This is a genomic window from Streptomyces sp. NPDC041200 (genome assembly GCF_055591805.1).
The window spans coordinates 112949-131142 of the sequence record NZ_JBVIZF010000009.1; the positions used below are offsets into that span (position 1 = coordinate 112949).

Here is an 18194-nt window from a genome sequence, read left to right on the forward strand (position 1 = left end):
CTCAGTAGGCCGACACCTTCTCCCACACCGAGACGTGCCGGGGGCTGTCGTCCGTGAACGGCTCCCGGGCCCAGCCCTCCCACCGGTCGCGCAGCCGCATTCCGGCGAGCCGGGCCATCAGGTCCAGCTCCGCGGGCCAGACGTAGCGGAAGGGCATCGGGGTGTACGTGGCCCGGCCGTCTTCCGCGAGGAACAGGTGGTGCGAACTCATCTCCTGGGTGGCGAACTCGTACGTGTCGAACCCCCAGCGCGTGGCGCCGACGCGGAACGGCACGATGTGCTGTCCCGGGGGCAGCTTCCGCAGCTCCGGGATCATCACCTCGATGACGAAGCGGCCGCCGGGGGCGAGGTGGTCCGCGACGTTGCGGAAGCAGGCCACCTGGGCGTCCTGTGTCGTCAGATTCATGATCGTGTTGAACACGAGGTAGGCGACGGAGAACGTGCCGTCGACCCGGGTGGTGGCGAAGTCGCCGATCGTCACGCCGATCGCGTCCCCGCCCGGCTTCTCGCGCAGCCGGGCCACCATCGCCCGGGACAGGTCGATGCCGTGGACCGGTACGCCGCGCTCCGCGAGCGGCAGCGCGATGCGGCCCGTCCCGATGCCCAGCTCCAGCGCCCGTCCGTCTCCGGCCAGCTCCGCCAGTACGTCGACCACCGGGTCCACGGTGCCCGGCTCGAACATCTCCGCCGCGGACTCGTCGTACGTCGCCGCGACGCGCCCTCCGAAGTAGCCGTCCTTGTCGCCATCCTTCTTGTCGTCTTCATTCATGGCGGGGACCGTACTCCGGTAGTGCTTCCGGGCGCGTCCCAATTTTTCCGCCATCCCGGTACGCCGCCCCAGGAGTGGGAACAACCGAAGTGCGGACTGGGGGATGACGGAACCGGGGGGCGTCATGGAGTCGGTAGTTACGGCAGCCGTGCGGATTGTCACGGATCTGGCGACGGGGGCGGTGACGGCCGTGGGGGCCGAGGTCGGGCGGACCGTCTCCGCCCTGGTCCGGGAGCGGCTCGGCGGGTCGGACGAGGGGCAGGCGGCGCTGCGAGCCGTGGACGAGGAGCCCCGGGACCCGGAGGCCGCGGCGGGGCTCAGGGACGCGGTGCGGGCCGCCATGGTGGCGGACGCGGAGTTCGCGGCCCGGCTCAACGCGGCGTTGGCGGGCCCGCCTCCGGAGGCGGCGCCCCGGCCCCGGCAGGTCATCGGCAGCGTGATGATCGACGGCGGCGCCCGGGTGCGCCGCACCCAGATATCGCTGGGGCCGATGACGTTCAACAACACCCCCTCCGGACGCGCGGCGCTGACCGGCCTGTCGGTGGTGCTGGCCGTGCTGCTGGCCTTCGCGGCGTACGGCGGGGTGCGGCTGATCGCGGCGGATGACGGCCCCGGGGCGACGACCTGGGAGCAGGGACCGGGGGCCGGATGGGACGCCGGGCCCGGCACCCGGACGCCGGGGCCGGGCCCCGACGACACCCCGCCCCCCGGCGACCAGGCCCCGGTCACCCCGGCGGCCGAGAAGCTGGTGCCGCTGGCCGACGCGGCGGCCGTCGAGAGCGTCCTTCCCGACGCCGACGGATCGAGCCTGCCGTCGGGGTGGACGCAGTCGAGCGCGCCCCGGGTGGGTGCCTCGTCCCGGGGCGACGGTTCGACCCTCACAGGCTGGGTCAAGTACATCCCGGGTGACGGCGGCGGGATCGAGTTCCACGTCGTCGCCTACCCCAGCGTCGAGAAGGCGCGCGCGGGCTACGCGGCCATGGCGCCCCGGCGGAGCGCGGAGGTGAAATCCCTGACCATGCCACAGGCCGGTGACGAGAGCCGGGCGTATTCCTCGCCCCAAACCGAATCGTTCGGCGACAGCGGGCTGACCATGGACAGGGACGTCAGCATCACGATGGCGCGCACCGGGACGGTGGTCACGGTCATCGCCAAGATCGACGACTCCGACCTGCTCGATTCCCTGACCCCGATGATGGCCGAACGCGCCCGCCAGGCCCAGCGCGGCTGAGCTGTCGATATGCGGCGGAGCCGCATATCGACTGGTGCCGGGGGCGAGGGTCCGGGTGGGTTAGAGGGCCTTGCCCGCAGGCTTGGCCATTCCTCGGACCGTGCGCGAGTCGACGTACTCGCCCATCGCCGTCATCTCCCACTCACCCGAGAACTGCCGAATCAGCTTCGCCATCATCACGCCCGTCCGCGGCTCGGCATGCGTGATGTCGAAGCGGACCAGCTCCTCGTTCGTCTGGGCGTCGACCAGGCGGCAGTAGGCCTTCGCCACGTCCGTGAACTTCTGGCCGGAGAAGGAGTTGACCGTGAAGACGAGGCCCGTGACCTCCGGGGGGAGGCCGCCCAGGTGGACGGTGATGGTCTCGTCGTCGCCGCCGCCCTCACCGGTGAGGTTGTCGCCGGAGTGCTGGATCGCGCCGTTGAGGATGGCCAGCTTGCCGAAGAAGCACGCGTCGATCTTCTTGCGGTCGACGCCGAAGGCGATCACGGAGGCGTCGAGGTCGATGTTCGCGCCGCGGAAGGCGGGCTCCCAGCCGAGGCCCATCTTCACCGACGACAGCATCGGGCGGCCGCCCTTGACCAGGGACACGGTCTGGTTCTTCTGGAGGTTCACCCGGCCCTTGTCCAGGTTGATCTTTCCGGAAGACGGAGAGGAGGGGGGAGTGGTCGGCATGGGCGGCGGGGGGACCTGGGCCGCCGGGCCGGTGGGGGGAGCGGCCTGGGTCACCGGGGGAGCGGCCGGGGCGGCCGGGGCGGCAGCAGGGGCGGCCGGAGCGGCGGGCTCTTCTACCGATACGCCGAAGTCCGTCGCGATGCCCGCCAGCCCATTCGCATAGCCCTGACCCACCGCCCGCACCTTCCAGCCCCCGCCCCGCCGGTACACCTCGACCACCACGAGCGCGGTCTCCGCCCCCAGCTGCGGCGGGGTGAACGTGGCGATCACGGCGCCGTCATCGGCCCCGCGCACGGTCGCCGTCGGCTCGGTGCCCGCGAAGGTCGCGCCGGGGGCGTCCAGGCTCGCGGTCACCACGATCTTGTCGATGTCGGGGGGCACGGCGGCGGTGTCCACGGTGATCGCGTCACCACCGCCCCCGGCCCCGGCGCGGTGGGTCACACCGGGCCCGGTCGGCTGGTTGTAGAACACGAAGTCGTCGTCCGAGCGCACCTTGCCGTCTGCGGTGAGGAGCAGGCCCGACACGTCGAGCCGCACGGGCGCGGTGACGTCCACCGCCACGCGCGCGACGGTGAGGGGGAGGTTCGAGCCGGGAGTCATAGCGGTCATGTCCGGGGTAACGAACGTCCCCCTTTTACGGTTCCTTGACCTGCCGACTCACCCAGCTCAGAGCGGAGTGAGGACGCAGAACTCGTTGCCCTCCGGGTCGGCGAGGACCGTCCACGACACGTCGTCGCCCTGGCCGATGTCGAGGTCGGTGGCGCCGAGCGCCCGCAGCCGGGCCACCTCGGCCGCCTGATCGTCTCCGGGGTACGGCCGGAGGTCGAAATGGACGCGGTTCCACACGGTCTTCGCGTCCGGCGAGCGGAAGAACTCAACATACGGGCCGACACCCTGGGCGGAGCGCAGCAGCGCGCGATCGTCGGTCACCTCGTGCACCGTCCAGTCCATCGCCTCGCTCCAGAACCGGGCCATGGCCCGCGCATCCGCGCAATCGACCACCACGGCGGCCATCGGCCCGGTGTCCCGGTAGATCTCCCGGGGCTCCAGCACGCAGAACTCGTTGCCCTCCGGGTCGGCGAGGACCGTCCACGGGACGTCGCCCTGGCCCACGTCGGCGGGCGTCGCGCCCAGCTCCCGGAGACGGCTGATCAGGTCCGCCTGATGCGCCGCGGAGGTGGTGGCGAGGTCGACGTGCACGCGGTTCTTCACCGTTTTGGGTTCCGGGACGCGAATGACGTCGATGCAGAGGGCCGTGGGGTCGGGATAGGTGATGCCCCCGGGTTCGATGTTGGTCTCATCGCCCTTGTCGCCGGTGACCTCCCAGCCGAGCGCTTCCGCCCAGAAACGCCCGAGAGCGGAGTTGTCTTGAGCCTTCATCGATATTTGCACAAGCCGCGTCGCCATGCGGCCGATCATAGGCGTGCGCGGATGAGGAAGCGCCCGGATTTTCGCCTGCCCCCTGCGCCAGCGGCTCACCCACCGCCTGCGGTTACACCTTGAGCAGACCGTTTCAGCGCAGGTGGTCGGTCGGCTCGGACGCGGGGGTGGGGAAGGGGGTGGCTGCCAGGCTGGCGAGGAGCTTGAGGCGCTCTTCGGAGGTGCTGCCCGGTTCGGCCATGTACAGGGTCAGATCGTGCACGGCCCGGTGGGACATGGGCAGATCCAGGGACTGGTAGGCGAGTTCGAGCAGGCCCACCTCCGGGTGCCGCAGCCGTTTGGTGCCGTCGTGGCGGATGCGGACGTCGTGGGCGGCCCACTGGCTGCGGAAGTCGGGGCTGACGGTGGACAGTTCGCCTATCAGCTCGCGCAGGGCCCGGTCGTGCGGTTCGCGTCCGGCCTCTGCGCGCAGCAGTGCCGTGGTGGCGGAGGTGGCGGCCTCCCAGTCGACGAAGAAGTCCTGGGCACTGGGGTCGAGGAAGATGTAGCGGGCGATGTTGGGGCGGCCTCGTTTGTCCGTGGTGGGGCTGTCGAACATGGGGGCGTGCAGGGCCCGGGCCAGGGTGTTGTGGGCGATGACGTCCTGACGGCCGTTGCGGACGAACGCGGAGGACATCGTCATGGAGTCGATCAGCCACTGGACACGGGGCGGGACCTCGACGTCCTTGCGGCGGGATGGCGTGTGGCGGGCGGGCCGGGCGGCGCGGGCCAGGTCGAACAGGTAGGTGCGTTCGTCCTCGTCCAGCTGCAGGGCCTGGGCGACCGCGGCGAGGACATCTTCGGACACGCCGCTGATGTGGCCCTTCTCCAGGCGCGTGTACCACTCGGTACTCACCCCGGCGAGCACGGCGACCTCTTCACGCCGCAGCCCCGGCACCCGGCGCCGGGCGCTGGTGGGCAGCCCGGCCTGCTCCGGGGTGATCTTGCCGCGGCGGCTGGCAAGAAAGTCCCGGATCTCGGTGCGGTGGTCGCTTCGGTCATCCATGCGTTCCACGGTAGCCACCTGCTCGCGAACAGGGAGGTTGAGCTTGTCCCCCCTATAAACGCGACCTTCCTCAAGGGTGGGGCGACCGTTTCCCTGGGAGACGTACCCCCAATCACGACCCCCTCGGAGATGAACCTTGAGTACGCGAGGAGCGACCCTCCACGCCCCCGCCGAAGCACGGACCGAGCAGCCTCACCAGGCACCGCGCACCAGGCTTCCCCTCGTCGTCTGCGTGCTCGCGCTGGGCACGTTCCTGATGGGCACCACCGAGTTCGTCGCGGCCGGCCTGCTGCCCGAGATCGCGGGCGACCTACAGGTCAGCGTCGCCCAGACCGGCCTCATGATCACCGTCTTCGCGGTCGGGATGATCATCGGCGCCCCGCTGATGGCGATGCTGACCCTGCGGTTGCCCAAGCGGCTGACGCTGATGCTCGCCCTGGGCATCTTCGCCGCCGGTCACGTCATCGTCGCCCTCAGCTCGAACTTCACCCTGGTCCTGGCCGCACGGTTCCTGACCGCCATTGCCACCGGTGCCTTCTGGGCCGTGGCCAATGTGGCCGCCGCACGCGCCGCGGGCCCTGCCGCCAGCTTCCGCGCTCTGGGGCTGGTCGGGGCCGGAGCCATGCTCGCGAACGTCGTCGGCGTCCCGGTGGGCGCGTTCGCCGGGCAGGTCATGGGCTGGCGCGGACCGTTCTGGGCCCTGGCGGCCCTCGCCGCGACGGCCGTGGTGCTGATCGCCCGTACCGTCCCTCACGAGGGTGGCGACCAGGAGGCGGTGTCGATCCGGTCCGAGCTGACCGCTCTGCGCTCCGGCCGTGTATGGCTGGTGCTGGCGGCCTGCGCCACCACGACCGGCGGTGTCCTGGCGGCGTACTCCTACATCTCACCCCTGCTGACCGATCGGTCGGGAGTCGCGTCCGGCACCGTACCGCTGGTCCTGGCCGGTTTCGGCCTCGGCGCCCTGGCCGGCTCACTCGTCGGAGGCCGTCTGGGCGACCGCCGCCCGCACACGGTGACCGTCGTGGCCGCCGCGGGAGCCACGCTCCTGCTCCTCGCGATCTCCCTGCTGGCCGGCTACGCCGTGCCCACCATCATCCTGGTCACCCTGCTGGGCTTCTTCGGTCTCGGCGCCAACCCGGTGCTGATGGCCCTGGCCGTCCGCTTCGCACACCAGGCACCCGTCCTGGCCTCTGCCCTGACCGTCTCGGCGTTCAACTTCGGCACCGCCATCGGCTCCTGGATCGCCGGGCTCACCCTCGACTCGTCGCTGGGGACCACCGGCCCCGCCGTGGTCGGCACCGCCATCGCCGCCCTCACCCTGATCCCCACCACCGCCATGGCGCTCCTCCAGCGCCGCCGCTCCGCAGCAGCGGTCTAGGCCACCACGGACGCCGACGCCACACGGGACGCAGCAGCGCACATCCCGGAACGAAATGGCGCGCTTCGACAACGCGGTCACCGTCGTCACGGGAGCAGGAGGTGACGTGGGCGCCCCCGGACGTTATCGATGCGCTCGTCGGACGGGTCTTCGGTGCGGCCAGCGGTGGCCGACGCCGCCGAGGCACACCGCCTGCTGCAAGACCGCCAGACCCTCGGCAAGGTCCTGCTCTCGACGGACACCTGATCCACACCACAACACTCACGCACTACCTGGAAATGGAGCATCTCTGATGCGCGCAACACTCCTGTACGGCGCCGGCGACGTCCGCGTCGAGAACGTCCCCGACTCCGTCATCAAGCACCCCACCGACGCCCTGGTCCGTATCACCGCCGCCTGCGTCTGCGGCAGCGACCTGTGGCCCTACGGCTCGCACAAGCCGGAAGACGGGCCCGCGAGGATGGGCCACGAGTTCATCGGCATCGTCGAGGACACCGGCCCGGAGGTGACCACCGTCAAGCCTGGCGACCTGGTCGTCGCACCCTTCGCCATATCCGACAACACCTGCGAATTCTGCCGCGAGGGCCTGCACACCTCCTGCGCCCACGCCCAGGCCAACTTCTGGGACGGCGAAGCCGAGGAGGGCGGTCAGGCCGAAGCGGTCCGCGTCCCCCTCGCCGACGGCACCCTCGTCAAGCTCCCCGTCGCCGCCGACTCCGCCCTCATCCCGTCCCTGCTGACCCTCTCGGACGTCTTCGGCACCGGCCACCACGCCGCCGTGGCAGGCGGCGTCAACCAGCGCACCAGCGTCACCGTGATCGGTGACGGCGCCGTCGGCCTGCTGGCCGTCCTGTCGGCCAAGCGGCTCGGCGCCGAGCAGATCATCCTCATGGGGCGCCACCAGGCCCGCACCGACCTCGGCCGCGAGTTCGGCGCCACCGACGTCGTCTCCACTCGCGGCGAAGAAGGGATCGAAGCGGTCCGCGAACTCACCACCGGGCACGGCACCCACGTGGTCCTGGAAGCCGTCGGCAACATGCCCGCCTACGAACAGGCCACCGGCGTCGTCCGACCGGGCGGCGTCATCAGCCGCGTCGGCGTGCCCCAGTACGAGGAGGCACCGATCGGCTTCGGCAGTCTCTTCCGCCACAACATCCGGCTCGCCGGCGGACCGGCTCCGGTTCGCGCCTACATCGAGGAGTTGATGCCCGACATCCTCGACGGCACCATCGAGCCCGGCAAGGTCTTCGACGCCACCACCAGCCTCAACGGCGTTCCCGCCGGATACCGGGACATGGCCGACCGCAAGAGCCTCAAGGTCCTCGTCAAGCCCTGACCCCGGGACACAGGTGGGGGGGCGGCGCAGGCAGCGCCCCCACCTGACAGTCTGTCGCGCCGTCCTTCGTCGCTACCGGTGCCGCCGTCGGTGGCGCTGTCGCCGCGAGCGCCGTGAGGCCGGTGTCGGTGGGGCCCGTGATGATGATCCGTATGACGAACGCGCTGCACGCCCTCGCTCACGCCCACCTCCCGGCCGACGAGGCCCGCCGCTGGACCGCCCTGCTGCGCCCCGCCGCCCACCTCCGGGCGGCGGAGCCGGGCGATCCGGTCGTCGGGCAGCTCGGCGGTCTGCCCCTGCTGCCCGACGACGTGGCGTGGCCGGTGTGGGAGGGCAAGGGCCCGCTGCGGTTCGTGGCGGCGGTCGACTGCGCCGCGCTGCCCACGGGCGAGTTGGACGTACCGCTGCCCACGGAGGGGCGGTTGGCCTTCTTCTACTACGGCGACGAGGACGACGACGCCCTGGTCGACACCGCCGACCCCGCCACCTGGGCCGGAGCCCGCGTGCTCCATCTGCCGCCCGCCACGGAGGCGACCGCGCCCGAATGCCCCGCCCCGGCCGGGCTCACCCCGTATCCGGCGGTGCCGCTGACCGCGCGCATAGGACCGAGCGCCCCCGACACCGACTCTCCCGTCCTCGGCGGCGTCGAGCTTCCGGACGCGTTCGAGAGGGCTCTGTGGGAGTACGAGAGCGGCACCGCGCATCAGATCGGCGGCCACGCGCAGTCGGTCCAGGGCGCCGTGGAGACCGTGGTGGCGCACGGTGCGCTGGGCGGCGGCGTGGCGTGGGAGGACCCCCGGATCGAGGAGGAGGCGCGGCGCTGGGTGCTGCTGGCCCAGTTCGACTCCGACGAGGACGCGGACCTGATGTGGGGCGACGACGGCGCCCTGTACTGGCTGATCCGCCCCGAGGATCTCGCCGCGGGCCGTTTCGACCGGGCCATGTTCACCTGGCAGTGCTGCTGACTTCGTCGCTGACCTCGTCACCCGCCGCGTCGGCGTGAGCGGCCGCACCGCCCGCGATCCGCTGGGCTTTGGCCGGGCGCCGCGCCCCGTTCGCCGCCGCCACGCCCAGCACGCACACCGCCATCCCCACCAGCGCCAGCACCCCCGGCGTCTCGCCGAACATCGCGTACGCCCACACCGACGTCGTCGGCGGCGTGAGGTACATCAGCGCGGAGGTGCGGGTGACGCCGCTGTGCCGCACGCTCAGCCAGTAGAAGCCGTAACCGCCCACCGTGGAGAGCACGATGGTCCACGCCACGGCGAACCAGAAGCCCCCGCCGGACGGCGGCGCCGCGTGGCCGCCGGTCAGGGCGACCCCGGCGAAGAGCACCGCGCTCACGACGCAGTGCAGCGGTATCGCGTCCATCGGCGCGAGCGGCGCCCGCGCCCGGCGCTCCAGGAAGCTCGCCGCGAGCAGCGCCGCCATGGCCGCGAACGGGAGCCCGTACGCCCAGGGCGTCACGGCCGACGTCCCGTACAGGTCGCCCTGTACGACGAGGGCGACCCCGCCCAGCCCGATCGCGAGCCCGGCCCACTGCCGGGCACTCACCCTCTCCCCGAGCAGCCGCCCGGACAGCGCACCGGCGGCCAGTGGCTGCAGGGCGGCGATCAGCGCGGCGGTCCCGGACGGTACGCCGAGCCCGACCGCCCACACGATCCCGCCCAGATAGAGCGCTTGCGACAGCGCGCCGATGACGGTCTGCTCGGCCACCGCGCGCAGCGGAATCCTGCGCCGCCGGAAGAGCAGCCAGCCGCCCCCCAGCAGCCCGGCCGCCGCGACGAAGCGCCACATCAGCAGCGTGTCGGCGGGGGCCTCGCGGGTGCCGAGTTCGGCGCCGATGAAGCCGGAACTCCACATCACGACGAGGCCGACGGACGTGATCGCGGTGACGGGCATGAGTCTCCTCCCCGGACTGCCGGGTATACCGATCTGTTTAGTCGCTCACGTACTAGACTAAACAGATCGGTATACCCGTCAAGTCTCGTCGTCACGTCGGGAGGGATCACGCCCATGGAGACGCTCACCCCCGCCGCCCGCCGCGTCCTGGACGCCGCGAGCGAGCTGTTCTACGGGCAGGGGATCAACGCGGTCGGCGTGGATCTGATCGCCAAGCGCGCCGGAGTCACCAAGAAGACGCTGTACGAGCGCTTCGGCAGCAAGGAGGCGCTGGTCGCCGCGTATCTGCGCGAGCGCGACGAGCGGTGGCGGGCCTGGCTGACCGCCGAAGTCGACGCGTCCCCCCGGCAGGACCCGCCGGGCCGCGTCCTCGCCACGTTCGACGCCCTCGCCGTCTGGATGCGCCGCGAGAACCCGCGCGGCTGCGGCTTCGTCAACGCCGCCGCCGAGCTGCCCGACGACGGCCATCCGGCCCGCCAGGTGGTCGGTGACCAGAAGCGCTGGCTGCGCGGCTATCTGCGCGCCCTGTCCGAGGACGCGGGCGCCCGTGACCCCGACGCCCTGGCCGACGAACTGCTCCTGCTCCACGAGGGCGCCACCGTGCTGTACGGCCTGTCGGTCATCCCCGACCCCGTCGACGCGGCCCGCCGCCAGGCGCGGCGCGCCCTGGAGCGGGCCGGGGTCCACCAGGGGTGACTACCGGCCGGAAAACGTCGTGATCGAAGGCGTCCGGTACGTGGCGCTGGTGGCCCGGGAAAGTTGACCATGTAGGCATGACCTCTTCGCCCCGCCCGCCGCACGTCGGTAGCCGACCGGATCCGATAGGCGGGACTACCTCGCTCGGTGGAGAGTCCGCTCCCGCCCGCGGGTACCTGCTGGACAACGCGCGCGCCGAGGCGGGCGAGCGATTCGTTTGGCTGGCCGAGCTGTTCGACGGTGTGACGCGCGGGCACTTCGATCGACTGGGGGTCAGGGCCGGCTCACGCTGCTGGGAAGTGGGGGCCGGTGGCCCCAGTGTCCCGGAGGCGCTCGCGGCGGCCGTCGGTCCGACCGGGCACGTGCTGACCACGGACATCGACCCGTCGTGGCTGAAGGCAGGCGACGGGTACGAGGTGCGCCAGCACGACGTCGCCGCTGATCCGCCCCCGGAGCCGGGGACGTTCGATCTGGTGCACGCCCGGCTCGTGCTGGTCCATGTACCCGACCGGGCTCGCGCGTTGGCCACGATGGCGGCAGCGCTACGGCCCGGCGGCTGGCTGCTGGTCGAGGACGCCGATACCGCTCTGCAGCCGCTGGCATGCCTGGACGACAGCGGCCCTGCGCAGCGGCGGGCCAACCGGTTGCGCGACGCGGTCCGTGAGCTGCTGGCGCGCCGCGGCGCGGACCTGCGCTACGGCCGGACACTGCCGCGGGCATTGCGTGAGGCCGGCTTGGTGGATGTCGCCGCGGCGGGCTCTTTCCCGGTCGGCGGGCTGGCCTGCGACCGGCTGGAGGCGGCGACCATCCGGCACGTGCGCGGCGAGCTGCTCGCGGCCGGCCTGGCCGACGACGCCGAGATCGACGCGCACCTGGCCGCCATCGACGCGGGTGAACTCGACCTGACACTCGCGCCGCTGATCTCGGCCTGGGGACGCCGTCCAGCCGAGCACCCTCCGGCACTCGGTTAGGTGCGGATGCAGGCGCTGTCCAGCGGATGCGGGGGTGACCGGGGAGCCCTGGCAGGATCGGGGTATGGATGAACAGATCATCGCCGCGTGTGACGGCGCGTCCAAAGGGAATCCCGGGCCCGCGGCCTGGGCGTGGGCCATCGCGGACGCGAGTGGCGAGGTGGGGCGCTGGGAGGCCGGGCCGCTCGGCGCTGCGACGAACAACGTGGCGGAACTGACCGCGCTGCAGAAGCTGTTGGAGGCCACCGACCCGGCCGTGCCGCTGCAGGTGCGGATGGACTCGCAGTACGCCATGAAGGCGGTCACCACGTGGCTGCCGGGGTGGCGGCGGAAGGGGTGGAAGACGGCTTCGGGCTCACCGGTGGCCAACCAGGGTCTCGTGATGCGTATCGACGAGCTGCTGACGGGCCGCACCGTCGATTTCGTCTACGTCCCCGCCCACCAGGTCGACGGCGACCCGTACAACGCGGCCGCGGACCGGGCCGCCAGCCATACGGCCCGTACGCAGGAGGCCGCCGGGACCTCGCTCGGCTCCGCCCTGCCGCCGCCGGAGCCGCAGACGGCTTCGCGCTCGGCGGGCCGTGGCCAGGCGAGCGCCAAGGGACGGACGAAGACCGCCCGCTCGGGCGGCGGTTCGATCAAGGCGAAGTTCCCCGGCCGCTGCCGCTGCGGTCAGCCGTACGCGAAGGGCGAGTCCATCACGAAGAACCCCGACGGCTGGGGTCACCCCGCCTGCAAGACGGCCGGATAGGGCGCGGCCCGCACAGCCCGCCGTTCCCGCGTCAGGCCGGGGTCTCCCGCGTCCGCGCCTGGTGACGGCGGGCTTTGAGCCGGTTTCCGCAGGTCTTCATCGAGCACCACCGCGCGGTGTTCGCACGGCTGCGGTCCAGGAGGAAGAGGCGGCATTCGGGGTTCCCGCACGGCCGCAGACGGCCGGGCAGCCGCTCTTTGACGTCCGCCCACGCGAGGACGAGTTCCACGGCGAGCCTGCGCTCCGGCGCCACCTCCACGTGCCACTCGACGCCCGACGCGCTGGGCCGCGGGACCTTACGGACGCCCGCGAGCACCCGGCGCAGACGGGCCTCCGCCGAGGCCGAGGTCGACGCGGACGCCGAGGCCGCCGCCCCCGCCCCCGACGGGTCCGACTCCACCGCCTGGAGCGCGTCCCGGGCGGTGCGCAGCCACCGGCGCTCCTCGTCGCCGCCGACGCCCCCGTGGCCCCGCGCCCACCGCTCCACCTCATCGTCGTCACGCCACAGGTCCTGGCGTCGGCCCTCCACGACAGGGGTGCTGTTCAGCGCCTCCATGAGCGCTTCGTCGTCCAGCACGGCACGGATCCCACCTTCCCCGCTAACTCCATCAAGTGGTTTGACAGGTTACTCCAGGAGCGGTCTACTGGACGCGAGGGTAACCACCAAAAGACCTCGAAGGGGTTAGTCATGGTTGAGATCCGCCACCAGTACGCGACCGTCCGGGGACACCGCGTCTTCTATCGCGAGGCGGGGCCCCGCGAGGCGCCCACGCTCGTCCTCCTGCATGGGTTCCCGACCAGCTCCCGCATGTTCCGCCATCTCATCCCGGCGCTGGCCGACCGCTTCCACGTCATCGCCCCCGACCACCTGGGCTTCGGCAACTCCGACGCCCCGCCCGTGGACGCGTTCACCTACACCTTCGACTCCCTGACCGACATCACCGAGGCCCTGCTGTCCCAGCTCGGCGTCACCCGCTACGCCGTGTACGTCCAGGACTACGGCGCACCCATCGGCTGGCGCCTCGCCCTCCGCACCCCGGACGCGATCACCGCCGTGATCACGCAGAACGGCAACGCCTACGAGGACGGCTTCGTACCGGATTTCTGGAAGCCGGTATGGGCCTACGCCGAGAACCCGGGCCCCGGGACCGAACCCGCCGTCCGCGCCGCCCTCTCGCTCGACGCCATCCGCTGGCAGTACGTGCACGGAGTGGACCGGCCCGAGCTGGTCGACCCCGACACCTGGGCCGCCGACCACCGCGAGGTCAACCGGCCGGGTAACGACCTCGTCCAGCTCGCCCTGTTCCGCGACTACGCCACCAATCCGCCCCTCTACCCCCAGGTCCACACCTACTTCCGGGAGCGCCGGGTCCCGCTCCTCGCGGTCTGGGGCGCGGGCGACGAGATCTTCGGCCCGGACGGGGCACGCGCCTTCGCCAGGGACCTGCCGGACGCGGAGATCCACCTCGTTCCCGGGGGCGGACACTTCCTGCTCGAAAGCCACCTGGACACCGTGGCCGGGTACATCCGCGGCTTCCTGACCGCCGCCGCGCCACCGGCCTGAACCGCCAGGGTCCGCCCCGTCCGGTGTCGGCAGCGTTTGGCGGTCAGTGCGCGCATCACCGGCTGGCCGCGCCTGAAGCTAGCTCCACTCATCAGGCCCCCAGGAATCGATCTAGGCTGGCGCGGTGACTGATGAGCAGGAGCGGGAGCAGCCGTCGGGGGTATGGGCCACGGCGGTGGGGGTGGCCAGGGTGCGGGCGCTGGAGACCGAGCGGGAGAACGCGCTGTTCCGCGACCCACTGGCACAGGCCTTCGCCGCCGCCGGCGGCCTGTGGCCGTCCTCGCCACCGCTGCCCGATGACGAGGCCGCGCGACGCCGCCGGCTGGCCGTGTCGTTCTCCATCGTCATCAGGACGAAGTTCCTCGACGACCTGTTGCGGCAGGCCTCCGCGTCCGGGGTCCGGCAGGTCGTGCTGCTCGGCGCCGGCATGGACAGCCGGGCCTTCCGGATGGACTGGCCCGAGGGCACCCGGCTGTTCGAGGTCGACACCGCCGCCCCACTGGACTTCAAGGCTTCGGTGCTGCGCCGCGAGGGGGTCGTCGCGCGCTGCGAGCGGATCACCGTCGCGGTGGATCTGCGTGAGGACTGGCCAGGCGCGCTGGCCGCCGCGGGGCACGACCCGGCCGTGCCGACCCCGTGGATCGCCGAAGGACTACTGATCTATCTGCCCGAGGATGCGGTGGAGCTACTGCTGGCCCGGATCAGCACACAGTCGGCGGCGGGCAGTCGGATGGGGCTGACGTTGGGCTCGCGCGGCGTGATCGAGCGCTTCGGCGCGGACGCCGTGCCGGGATCGGCGGCGTCCATGTGGGTCTCGGAGATGCCCGACGACCCGGTTGGCTGGCTGGCCGGGCACGGCTGGGAGGCCGACAGCCACACCCTTCGCGAGCGCGCTGCCGCCTACGGCCGCCCGATCAGCACCCCGCCGCGGCGCGAGGAGCGGCCCGGCGGACTGATCTCGGCGGTCCGCCGGTAGAGCGCCTCCCGGTTCCCCAGATGATCGATTCCAAGGGGGCCTGATGAGTCGATCGAGGAGTGACGACCAAGTACGAGTGGCGGGGCGACTTCGACAACGCAGCCCTCAGCACACTGCACGCCAACGGCTTCGGCCACCCGGTCGCTGGGACCGACTGGCGAGAACGACTTGAGCGCCACAGTCTCGGCTGGGTCTGCACCTGGGAAGACAGCGTGCTGGTCGGCTTCGTCAACGTGGTCTGGGACGGCGGAGTTCTACTTCGATGCCTGCGGCTTCAAGGAGACGACGGCCGGTCTGATTGCCCTGTAACACCGTGCGGACTCGTGGATGTTCACGAGAAAAGGCGTCACTGGGACCAGCGTTGCTCGGCGCTGCCGTTTCCAGGTTGGGAGGGGTGACGAGCGCGGAGGTCGAACACGCCAGGGCGTTCAAGAAGATCCGCACGGCCCTCGCCCGGGCCGCCCAGACCCCGCGAGCGCGGTGGAGCTGGGGCATCCGCACCGAGGGCGAGCTGATCGGCCTTCTTCAGGTCTTTGCCGCGCGCTGTGCCGGTCCCAAGATCTGGTCGATGTGGTAGTCGAGCATGCGTCCGGCGGCGTCCGGTGAGCGATACCCAAGGGCGACATCCACTCCGAGACTCGTGGCGAGTGACCAGCAGATGTCGGCGTCGACGCGTTCTTCATGACGAGGCTCGCCGCCTCGTTCCTGCCGGGCCGCGGCGATGAGTCCGGCGGTGAGGGAGAGCAGTTCGTCGTCGCCTGGAGCCAGGACCCTGGCCATCGTCGGGTCGGAGACGGCCCGCCCCGCCGCCGCGAGGGAGAACCGCATGAGCCGCGTGCTCTCCTCGTCAGGGCTGATCAAGGCGTGGAGGCAGGCGCGGAGGATGGCTTCCGGGCTCGTCGCGCCGACTGCCCTGACGGCGGTCTCGATGTTGGTGTTCACGGCTCGGACGGCCCGGTCGAGCGCGTCGCGGATCAGGTCCTGCATCGAGGAGTAGTAGTGCTGCACCTGCCCCATGGAGACGCCTGCTTCGTCGGCTACCTTGCGCAGCGTCACCTGCTCAATGCCACCACGGACCGCCAGGGCCCAGACGGCCTCGACCAGGCGCTTCCTGCGTTCCTCGTGATCCACGATCTTCGGCACGGCGACTCCTTGCCCACCGTTTGCCATGCATCTGCATTGCAAACGGGTTCCTGCTCCATTACAGTGCAAGTGCATTGTAACCGTCCCGGCGGCGGCCCCGGGGTGCACGTTTCTGGGATTCGGAGGGCATCACATGAAGTACGACATCTTTCAGGGCCTCGGTGTGGTTCTCTTCGCCCTCGGGGTGCAGGGGGCCATTCGCCAGCTCGTCGACCACGACAACGCCGGTCTGCTCGGCTGGCTGCCAGGCGGCTTCGCAGCCAGCATCACCGTCTACGGTTTCGCCGTCGTGATCGGCGCGATTGTCGCGGGCTGGGCCCGCGGTTCAGTCAAGGCGGTCGGACGCAGCGGCTGACGGAGTCGCCACGCGGGCATGAGCGGTCAGCTGTCCGCGTCCGCCGCTGGGGCGGACGCGGACTCCATCGCCTCCACGAAGCGGCGCACCGTCTCCGCGTCGCACTCCCCGCGCACCGTTATCGATCGGCCGTTGGCGCTGATGACGACGGCGGGGGCGGACGGGCGCGCGGCGCGCCACGCGGCGTACGACAGCCCCAGGTTCAGGGCGCCGAGCCCCTGGGTGACCACCAGGTCGATGATCCCCAGCTTCCCGTGTGGGTGGGTCGGGAGCATGTTCAGATCGGCATGCGCCCGGACGTCCGTGTCCTGCCGCAGCCACCGGTACAGGTCGTGGATCGCGAGATCCCCATCATCCGCCTCCGCGCTGATCTCCACGCGGAGGGCGGCTTGCATCCGCTGTTCCATGGACGCCAACGATAGGCGTGGAGGACCCGTATTTTGTTGCGATCTCCGCCCAAACGGTCTTCCCGGGCCCACCGTTGGGCCGTGGCCCAACCGCCCACCGCTCCGCGAACTGCGATACGAGGAACAGGCCGCGCCCGGTTTCCGCCTCCGGTGTCGCCGTGGTGAGCGCGGGTTGCCGCTCGCCACGGGTGTCCGACACCTCGATACGGATCGGGCCGGAGTCGTCCAGCGGCGCGGTCAGGCGTACGTGGAAGTCCCGCCCGGGAACGCGCCCGTGACGCACCGCATTGGCGCACAGCTCGCTGGCGATGAGCGTGGTGATCTCGTTGGGGCTGGAATCGTACGGATACCCCCACGCGGCCAGCCGGTGCGATACGAGACGCCGCGCGAGCCGCGCACCGCGCGGTGTCGAGGTGAAGCGCATGGCGAACTCGCCGGGTACGGAGGGGAGCTGGCCCTCGGTCGTACCCCGTGAGGGGGGATTTTCGGTCGTCATGGCAATGAGGGTGGTGGTCGTGTGCCTAGCCTGACCAGTAAGCGCGCCTGTACGGACAGTGTCTGTCGGACACGCGAGGGCGCGGAGGCAGGGGTGGTGACCCATGGCAGGTACGGACGAGACGTCAGCGTTCCTGAGGGGGTTCGGCAGGCAGCTGAAGCTGTTGCGGGAACGAGCGGGGCTCACGCAGGCGGAGCTGGGGGTGCGCGTCGGGTACAGCGCGGATCAGATCGCGTCGGTGGAGTGCGGGCGCCGTATCCCGAAGCCGGACCTGATCGACAAGGCGGATGAGGTTCTGGGTGCCGGGGGTCTCCTCAAGGCGATGAAGGAAGAGGCCGCGCTGGCCCGCTACCCGGCGTTCTTCCGCGATGCGGCGGAGATTGAAGCGGAAGCGGTTGAGCTACAGATCTACGCTACCCAGGCGGTGCCTGGGCTGCTTCAGACTAAGGACTACGCACACGCGGTGTTCTCGATGGGTCGACCGCTGCTAGACGAGGAAACCGTCGCGCAGCGCGTCGCTGCACGACTGGATCGCCAGGAGATCTTCAACGCCTGGCCTGCGCCCATCCTGGGATTCGTTATCGAAGAGGCTGTGCTGCGGAAGCCGTATGGCGGGAAGCAGGTTCTGCGCGGGCAGTTGGAGCATCTACTCCTCGTCGGGGAGAAGCGCAACGTCGAGATCCAGGTGATGCCCATGGATCGGGAGGACAACGCCGGTGTCGATGGCCCCTTCACCTTGATGGTGCCGAAGGGGGGCCAACAGATCGCATATCACGAAAACCAAGGGGCTGGCACTCTGCTCACTGACCGAGATGAGGTCCACGCCATCGCTGCCCGGCATGGGATCATCCGGGCCCAGGCTCTCAATCCACGGGAGTCGTCGATCTTTATTGAGAAGGTGCTGGAAGAGCTATGACAAAGGACATAGGCGAGTTGGTCTGGTTCAAGAGCAGCTACAGCGGCGCTGAGGGCGGCGAATGCGTCGAGGTGGCCGCATGTCCCGACGCCATCCACGTCCGTGACAGCAAGGACATCACCGGGCCGGTCCTTACGGTCCCGGCTGCCGCGTGGGACGCGTTCGTGGGGTTCGCCGCGAACAACTGACCCGACCGTCCAGCCTGT

Annotated in this window: 23 protein-coding genes; 14 read left to right on the forward strand and 9 right to left on the reverse strand. The window is 71.0% G+C overall.

Annotation, left to right across the window (positions count from 1 at the left end):
* Position 1 precedes the first annotated feature (1 nt).
* The gene (locus ACZ6CL_RS21530) at positions 2-769 is read right to left on the reverse strand and encodes a class I SAM-dependent DNA methyltransferase (protein ID WP_468937743.1); all 768 of its coding nucleotides are present in this window, start codon (positions 767-769) and stop codon (positions 2-4) included.
* Between the two features lie 103 nt (positions 770-872).
* Here ACZ6CL_RS21530 and ACZ6CL_RS21535 point away from each other — a divergent pair, with 103 nt between their 5' ends.
* Positions 873-2000 carry a hypothetical protein gene (locus ACZ6CL_RS21535; RefSeq protein ID WP_468937744.1) on the forward strand — a complete coding sequence of 376 codons (1128 nt, stop codon included), beginning with the start codon at positions 873-875 and terminating at the stop codon, positions 1998-2000.
* Between the two features lie 60 nt (positions 2001-2060).
* On the opposite strand, the gene ACZ6CL_RS21540 is transcribed toward ACZ6CL_RS21535, so the two are convergent.
* The 3 genes from ACZ6CL_RS21540 to ACZ6CL_RS21550 form a co-directional block, all read right to left on the reverse strand.
* Positions 2061-3272: a TerD family protein gene (locus ACZ6CL_RS21540; protein WP_468937941.1), complete on the reverse strand. Its 1212-nt coding sequence runs from the start codon at positions 3270-3272 to the stop codon at positions 2061-2063.
* Between the two features lie 66 nt (positions 3273-3338).
* A complete protein-coding gene (locus ACZ6CL_RS21545) occupies positions 3339-4079 on the reverse strand; it encodes a VOC family protein (protein ID WP_468937745.1) in 741 nt (246 codons plus the stop codon).
* A gap of 106 nt (positions 4080-4185) precedes the next feature.
* Positions 4186-5097, reverse strand: a complete 912-nt coding sequence (locus ACZ6CL_RS21550) for a helix-turn-helix transcriptional regulator (RefSeq protein ID WP_468937746.1) — start codon at positions 5095-5097, stop codon at positions 4186-4188.
* Positions 5098-5233: 136 nt separating this feature from the next.
* On the opposite strand from ACZ6CL_RS21550, the gene ACZ6CL_RS21555 reads away from it, so the two are divergent.
* From ACZ6CL_RS21555 to ACZ6CL_RS21565, 3 genes are all read left to right on the forward strand, one after another.
* Positions 5234-6475, forward strand: coding sequence for an MFS transporter (locus tag ACZ6CL_RS21555; RefSeq protein WP_468937747.1), 1242 nt, complete (start codon positions 5234-5236; stop codon positions 6473-6475).
* 292 nt (positions 6476-6767) lie between these two features.
* Complete coding sequence (locus ACZ6CL_RS21560) at positions 6768-7811, forward strand: zinc-dependent alcohol dehydrogenase family protein (protein ID WP_468937748.1); 1044 nt, start codon at positions 6768-6770, stop codon at positions 7809-7811.
* Positions 7812-7963: 152 nt separating this feature from the next.
* Positions 7964-8776 carry a YwqG family protein gene (locus tag ACZ6CL_RS21565; protein ID WP_468937749.1) on the forward strand — a complete coding sequence of 271 codons (813 nt, stop codon included), beginning with the start codon at positions 7964-7966 and terminating at the stop codon, positions 8774-8776.
* Here the strand turns inward: ACZ6CL_RS21565 and ACZ6CL_RS21570 are convergent.
* Complete coding sequence (locus ACZ6CL_RS21570; RefSeq protein ID WP_468937750.1) at positions 8757-9713, reverse strand: DMT family transporter; 957 nt, start codon at positions 9711-9713, stop codon at positions 8757-8759. The two genes, ACZ6CL_RS21565 and ACZ6CL_RS21570, sit on opposite strands and share 20 nt — an antisense overlap.
* A gap of 114 nt (positions 9714-9827) precedes the next feature.
* Here ACZ6CL_RS21570 and ACZ6CL_RS21575 point away from each other — a divergent pair, with 114 nt between their 5' ends.
* From ACZ6CL_RS21575 to ACZ6CL_RS21585, 3 genes are all read left to right on the forward strand, one after another.
* The gene (locus ACZ6CL_RS21575) at positions 9828-10409 is read left to right on the forward strand and encodes a TetR/AcrR family transcriptional regulator (protein WP_468937751.1); all 582 of its coding nucleotides are present in this window, start codon (positions 9828-9830) and stop codon (positions 10407-10409) included.
* Between the two features lie 77 nt (positions 10410-10486).
* On the forward strand, positions 10487-11380 hold the full coding sequence (locus ACZ6CL_RS21580; RefSeq protein WP_468937752.1) for a methyltransferase domain-containing protein: 894 nt from the start codon (positions 10487-10489) through the stop codon (positions 11378-11380).
* Between the two features lie 64 nt (positions 11381-11444).
* Positions 11445-12131, forward strand: coding sequence for a ribonuclease H family protein (locus tag ACZ6CL_RS21585; protein WP_468937753.1), 687 nt, complete (start codon positions 11445-11447; stop codon positions 12129-12131).
* Positions 12132-12162: 31 nt separating this feature from the next.
* On the opposite strand, the gene ACZ6CL_RS21590 is transcribed toward ACZ6CL_RS21585, so the two are convergent.
* A complete protein-coding gene (locus ACZ6CL_RS21590; protein WP_468937754.1) occupies positions 12163-12708 on the reverse strand; it encodes a CGNR zinc finger domain-containing protein in 546 nt (181 codons plus the stop codon).
* A 111-nt stretch (positions 12709-12819) separates the two neighbouring features.
* On the opposite strand from ACZ6CL_RS21590, the gene ACZ6CL_RS21595 reads away from it, so the two are divergent.
* The 4 genes from ACZ6CL_RS21595 to ACZ6CL_RS21610 all read left to right on the forward strand — a co-directional run bounded on the left by ACZ6CL_RS21595 (position 12820) and on the right by ACZ6CL_RS21610 (position 15248).
* Positions 12820-13695: an alpha/beta fold hydrolase gene (locus ACZ6CL_RS21595; protein WP_468937755.1), complete on the forward strand. Its 876-nt coding sequence runs from the start codon at positions 12820-12822 to the stop codon at positions 13693-13695.
* A gap of 124 nt (positions 13696-13819) precedes the next feature.
* Positions 13820-14671 carry a class I SAM-dependent methyltransferase gene (locus ACZ6CL_RS21600; protein WP_468937756.1) on the forward strand — a complete coding sequence of 284 codons (852 nt, stop codon included), beginning with the start codon at positions 13820-13822 and terminating at the stop codon, positions 14669-14671.
* A 59-nt stretch (positions 14672-14730) separates the two neighbouring features.
* Complete coding sequence (locus tag ACZ6CL_RS21605) at positions 14731-15069, forward strand: hypothetical protein (RefSeq protein WP_468937757.1); 339 nt, start codon at positions 14731-14733, stop codon at positions 15067-15069.
* Positions 15066-15248 carry a hypothetical protein gene (locus ACZ6CL_RS21610; RefSeq protein ID WP_468937758.1) on the forward strand — a complete coding sequence of 61 codons (183 nt, stop codon included), beginning with the start codon at positions 15066-15068 and terminating at the stop codon, positions 15246-15248. Before ACZ6CL_RS21605 ends, ACZ6CL_RS21610 begins: the two co-directional genes overlap by 4 nt.
* On the opposite strand, the gene ACZ6CL_RS21615 is transcribed toward ACZ6CL_RS21610, so the two are convergent.
* The gene (locus tag ACZ6CL_RS21615) at positions 15197-15814 is read right to left on the reverse strand and encodes a TetR/AcrR family transcriptional regulator (RefSeq protein ID WP_468937759.1); all 618 of its coding nucleotides are present in this window, start codon (positions 15812-15814) and stop codon (positions 15197-15199) included. The two genes, ACZ6CL_RS21610 and ACZ6CL_RS21615, sit on opposite strands and share 52 nt — an antisense overlap.
* Positions 15815-15947: 133 nt before the next feature.
* Between ACZ6CL_RS21615 and ACZ6CL_RS21620 the strand changes: the two genes are divergently transcribed.
* Positions 15948-16169, forward strand: coding sequence for a hypothetical protein (locus tag ACZ6CL_RS21620; protein WP_468937760.1), 222 nt, complete (start codon positions 15948-15950; stop codon positions 16167-16169).
* A 26-nt stretch (positions 16170-16195) separates the two neighbouring features.
* On the opposite strand, the gene ACZ6CL_RS21625 is transcribed toward ACZ6CL_RS21620, so the two are convergent.
* Positions 16196-16576 carry an effector-associated constant component EACC1 gene (locus tag ACZ6CL_RS21625; protein WP_468937761.1) on the reverse strand — a complete coding sequence of 127 codons (381 nt, stop codon included), beginning with the start codon at positions 16574-16576 and terminating at the stop codon, positions 16196-16198.
* Positions 16521-17177, reverse strand: a complete 657-nt coding sequence (locus ACZ6CL_RS21630) for an ATP-binding protein (RefSeq protein WP_468937762.1) — start codon at positions 17175-17177, stop codon at positions 16521-16523. Before ACZ6CL_RS21630 ends, ACZ6CL_RS21625 begins: the two co-directional genes overlap by 56 nt.
* On the opposite strand from ACZ6CL_RS21630, the gene ACZ6CL_RS21635 reads away from it, so the two are divergent.
* On the forward strand, positions 17176-17988 hold the full coding sequence (locus ACZ6CL_RS21635) for a helix-turn-helix domain-containing protein (RefSeq protein ID WP_468937763.1): 813 nt from the start codon (positions 17176-17178) through the stop codon (positions 17986-17988). The genes ACZ6CL_RS21630 and ACZ6CL_RS21635 overlap by 2 nt on opposite strands.
* Positions 17985-18176, forward strand: coding sequence for a DUF397 domain-containing protein (locus ACZ6CL_RS21640; protein WP_468937764.1), 192 nt, complete (start codon positions 17985-17987; stop codon positions 18174-18176). Before ACZ6CL_RS21635 ends, ACZ6CL_RS21640 begins: the two co-directional genes overlap by 4 nt.
* Positions 18177-18194 lie beyond the last annotated feature (18 nt).

What these genes read in the sequence shown, in the direction of transcription:
- ACZ6CL_RS21530 (WP_468937743.1), bottom strand. Translation starts at nt 769, where the DNA reads ATGAATGAAGACGACAAGAAGGATGGCGACAAGGACGGCTACTTCGGA.
- ACZ6CL_RS21535 (WP_468937744.1), top strand. Translation starts at nt 873, where the DNA reads ATGACGGAACCGGGGGGCGTCATGGAGTCGGTAGTTACGGCAGCCGTG.
- ACZ6CL_RS21540 (WP_468937941.1), bottom strand. Translation starts at nt 3,272, where the DNA reads ATGACTCCCGGCTCGAACCTCCCCCTCACCGTCGCGCGCGTGGCGGTG.
- ACZ6CL_RS21545 (WP_468937745.1), bottom strand. Translation starts at nt 4,079, where the DNA reads ATGGCGACGCGGCTTGTGCAAATATCGATGAAGGCTCAAGACAACTCC.
- ACZ6CL_RS21550 (WP_468937746.1), bottom strand. Translation starts at nt 5,097, where the DNA reads ATGGATGACCGAAGCGACCACCGCACCGAGATCCGGGACTTTCTTGCC.
- ACZ6CL_RS21560 (WP_468937748.1), top strand. Translation starts at nt 6,768, where the DNA reads ATGCGCGCAACACTCCTGTACGGCGCCGGCGACGTCCGCGTCGAGAAC.
- ACZ6CL_RS21565 (WP_468937749.1), top strand. Translation starts at nt 7,964, where the DNA reads ATGACGAACGCGCTGCACGCCCTCGCTCACGCCCACCTCCCGGCCGAC.
- ACZ6CL_RS21570 (WP_468937750.1), bottom strand. Translation starts at nt 9,713, where the DNA reads ATGCCCGTCACCGCGATCACGTCCGTCGGCCTCGTCGTGATGTGGAGT.
- ACZ6CL_RS21575 (WP_468937751.1), top strand. Translation starts at nt 9,828, where the DNA reads ATGGAGACGCTCACCCCCGCCGCCCGCCGCGTCCTGGACGCCGCGAGC.
- ACZ6CL_RS21580 (WP_468937752.1), top strand. Translation starts at nt 10,487, where the DNA reads ATGACCTCTTCGCCCCGCCCGCCGCACGTCGGTAGCCGACCGGATCCG.
- ACZ6CL_RS21585 (WP_468937753.1), top strand. Translation starts at nt 11,445, where the DNA reads ATGGATGAACAGATCATCGCCGCGTGTGACGGCGCGTCCAAAGGGAAT.
- ACZ6CL_RS21595 (WP_468937755.1), top strand. Translation starts at nt 12,820, where the DNA reads ATGGTTGAGATCCGCCACCAGTACGCGACCGTCCGGGGACACCGCGTC.
- ACZ6CL_RS21620 (WP_468937760.1), top strand. Translation starts at nt 15,948, where the DNA reads ATGAAGTACGACATCTTTCAGGGCCTCGGTGTGGTTCTCTTCGCCCTC.
- ACZ6CL_RS21625 (WP_468937761.1), bottom strand. Translation starts at nt 16,576, where the DNA reads ATGGAACAGCGGATGCAAGCCGCCCTCCGCGTGGAGATCAGCGCGGAG.
- ACZ6CL_RS21635 (WP_468937763.1), top strand. Translation starts at nt 17,176, where the DNA reads ATGGCAGGTACGGACGAGACGTCAGCGTTCCTGAGGGGGTTCGGCAGG.
- ACZ6CL_RS21630 (WP_468937762.1), bottom strand. Translation starts at nt 17,177, where the DNA reads ATGGGTCACCACCCCTGCCTCCGCGCCCTCGCGTGTCCGACAGACACT.
- ACZ6CL_RS21640 (WP_468937764.1), top strand. Translation starts at nt 17,985, where the DNA reads ATGACAAAGGACATAGGCGAGTTGGTCTGGTTCAAGAGCAGCTACAGC.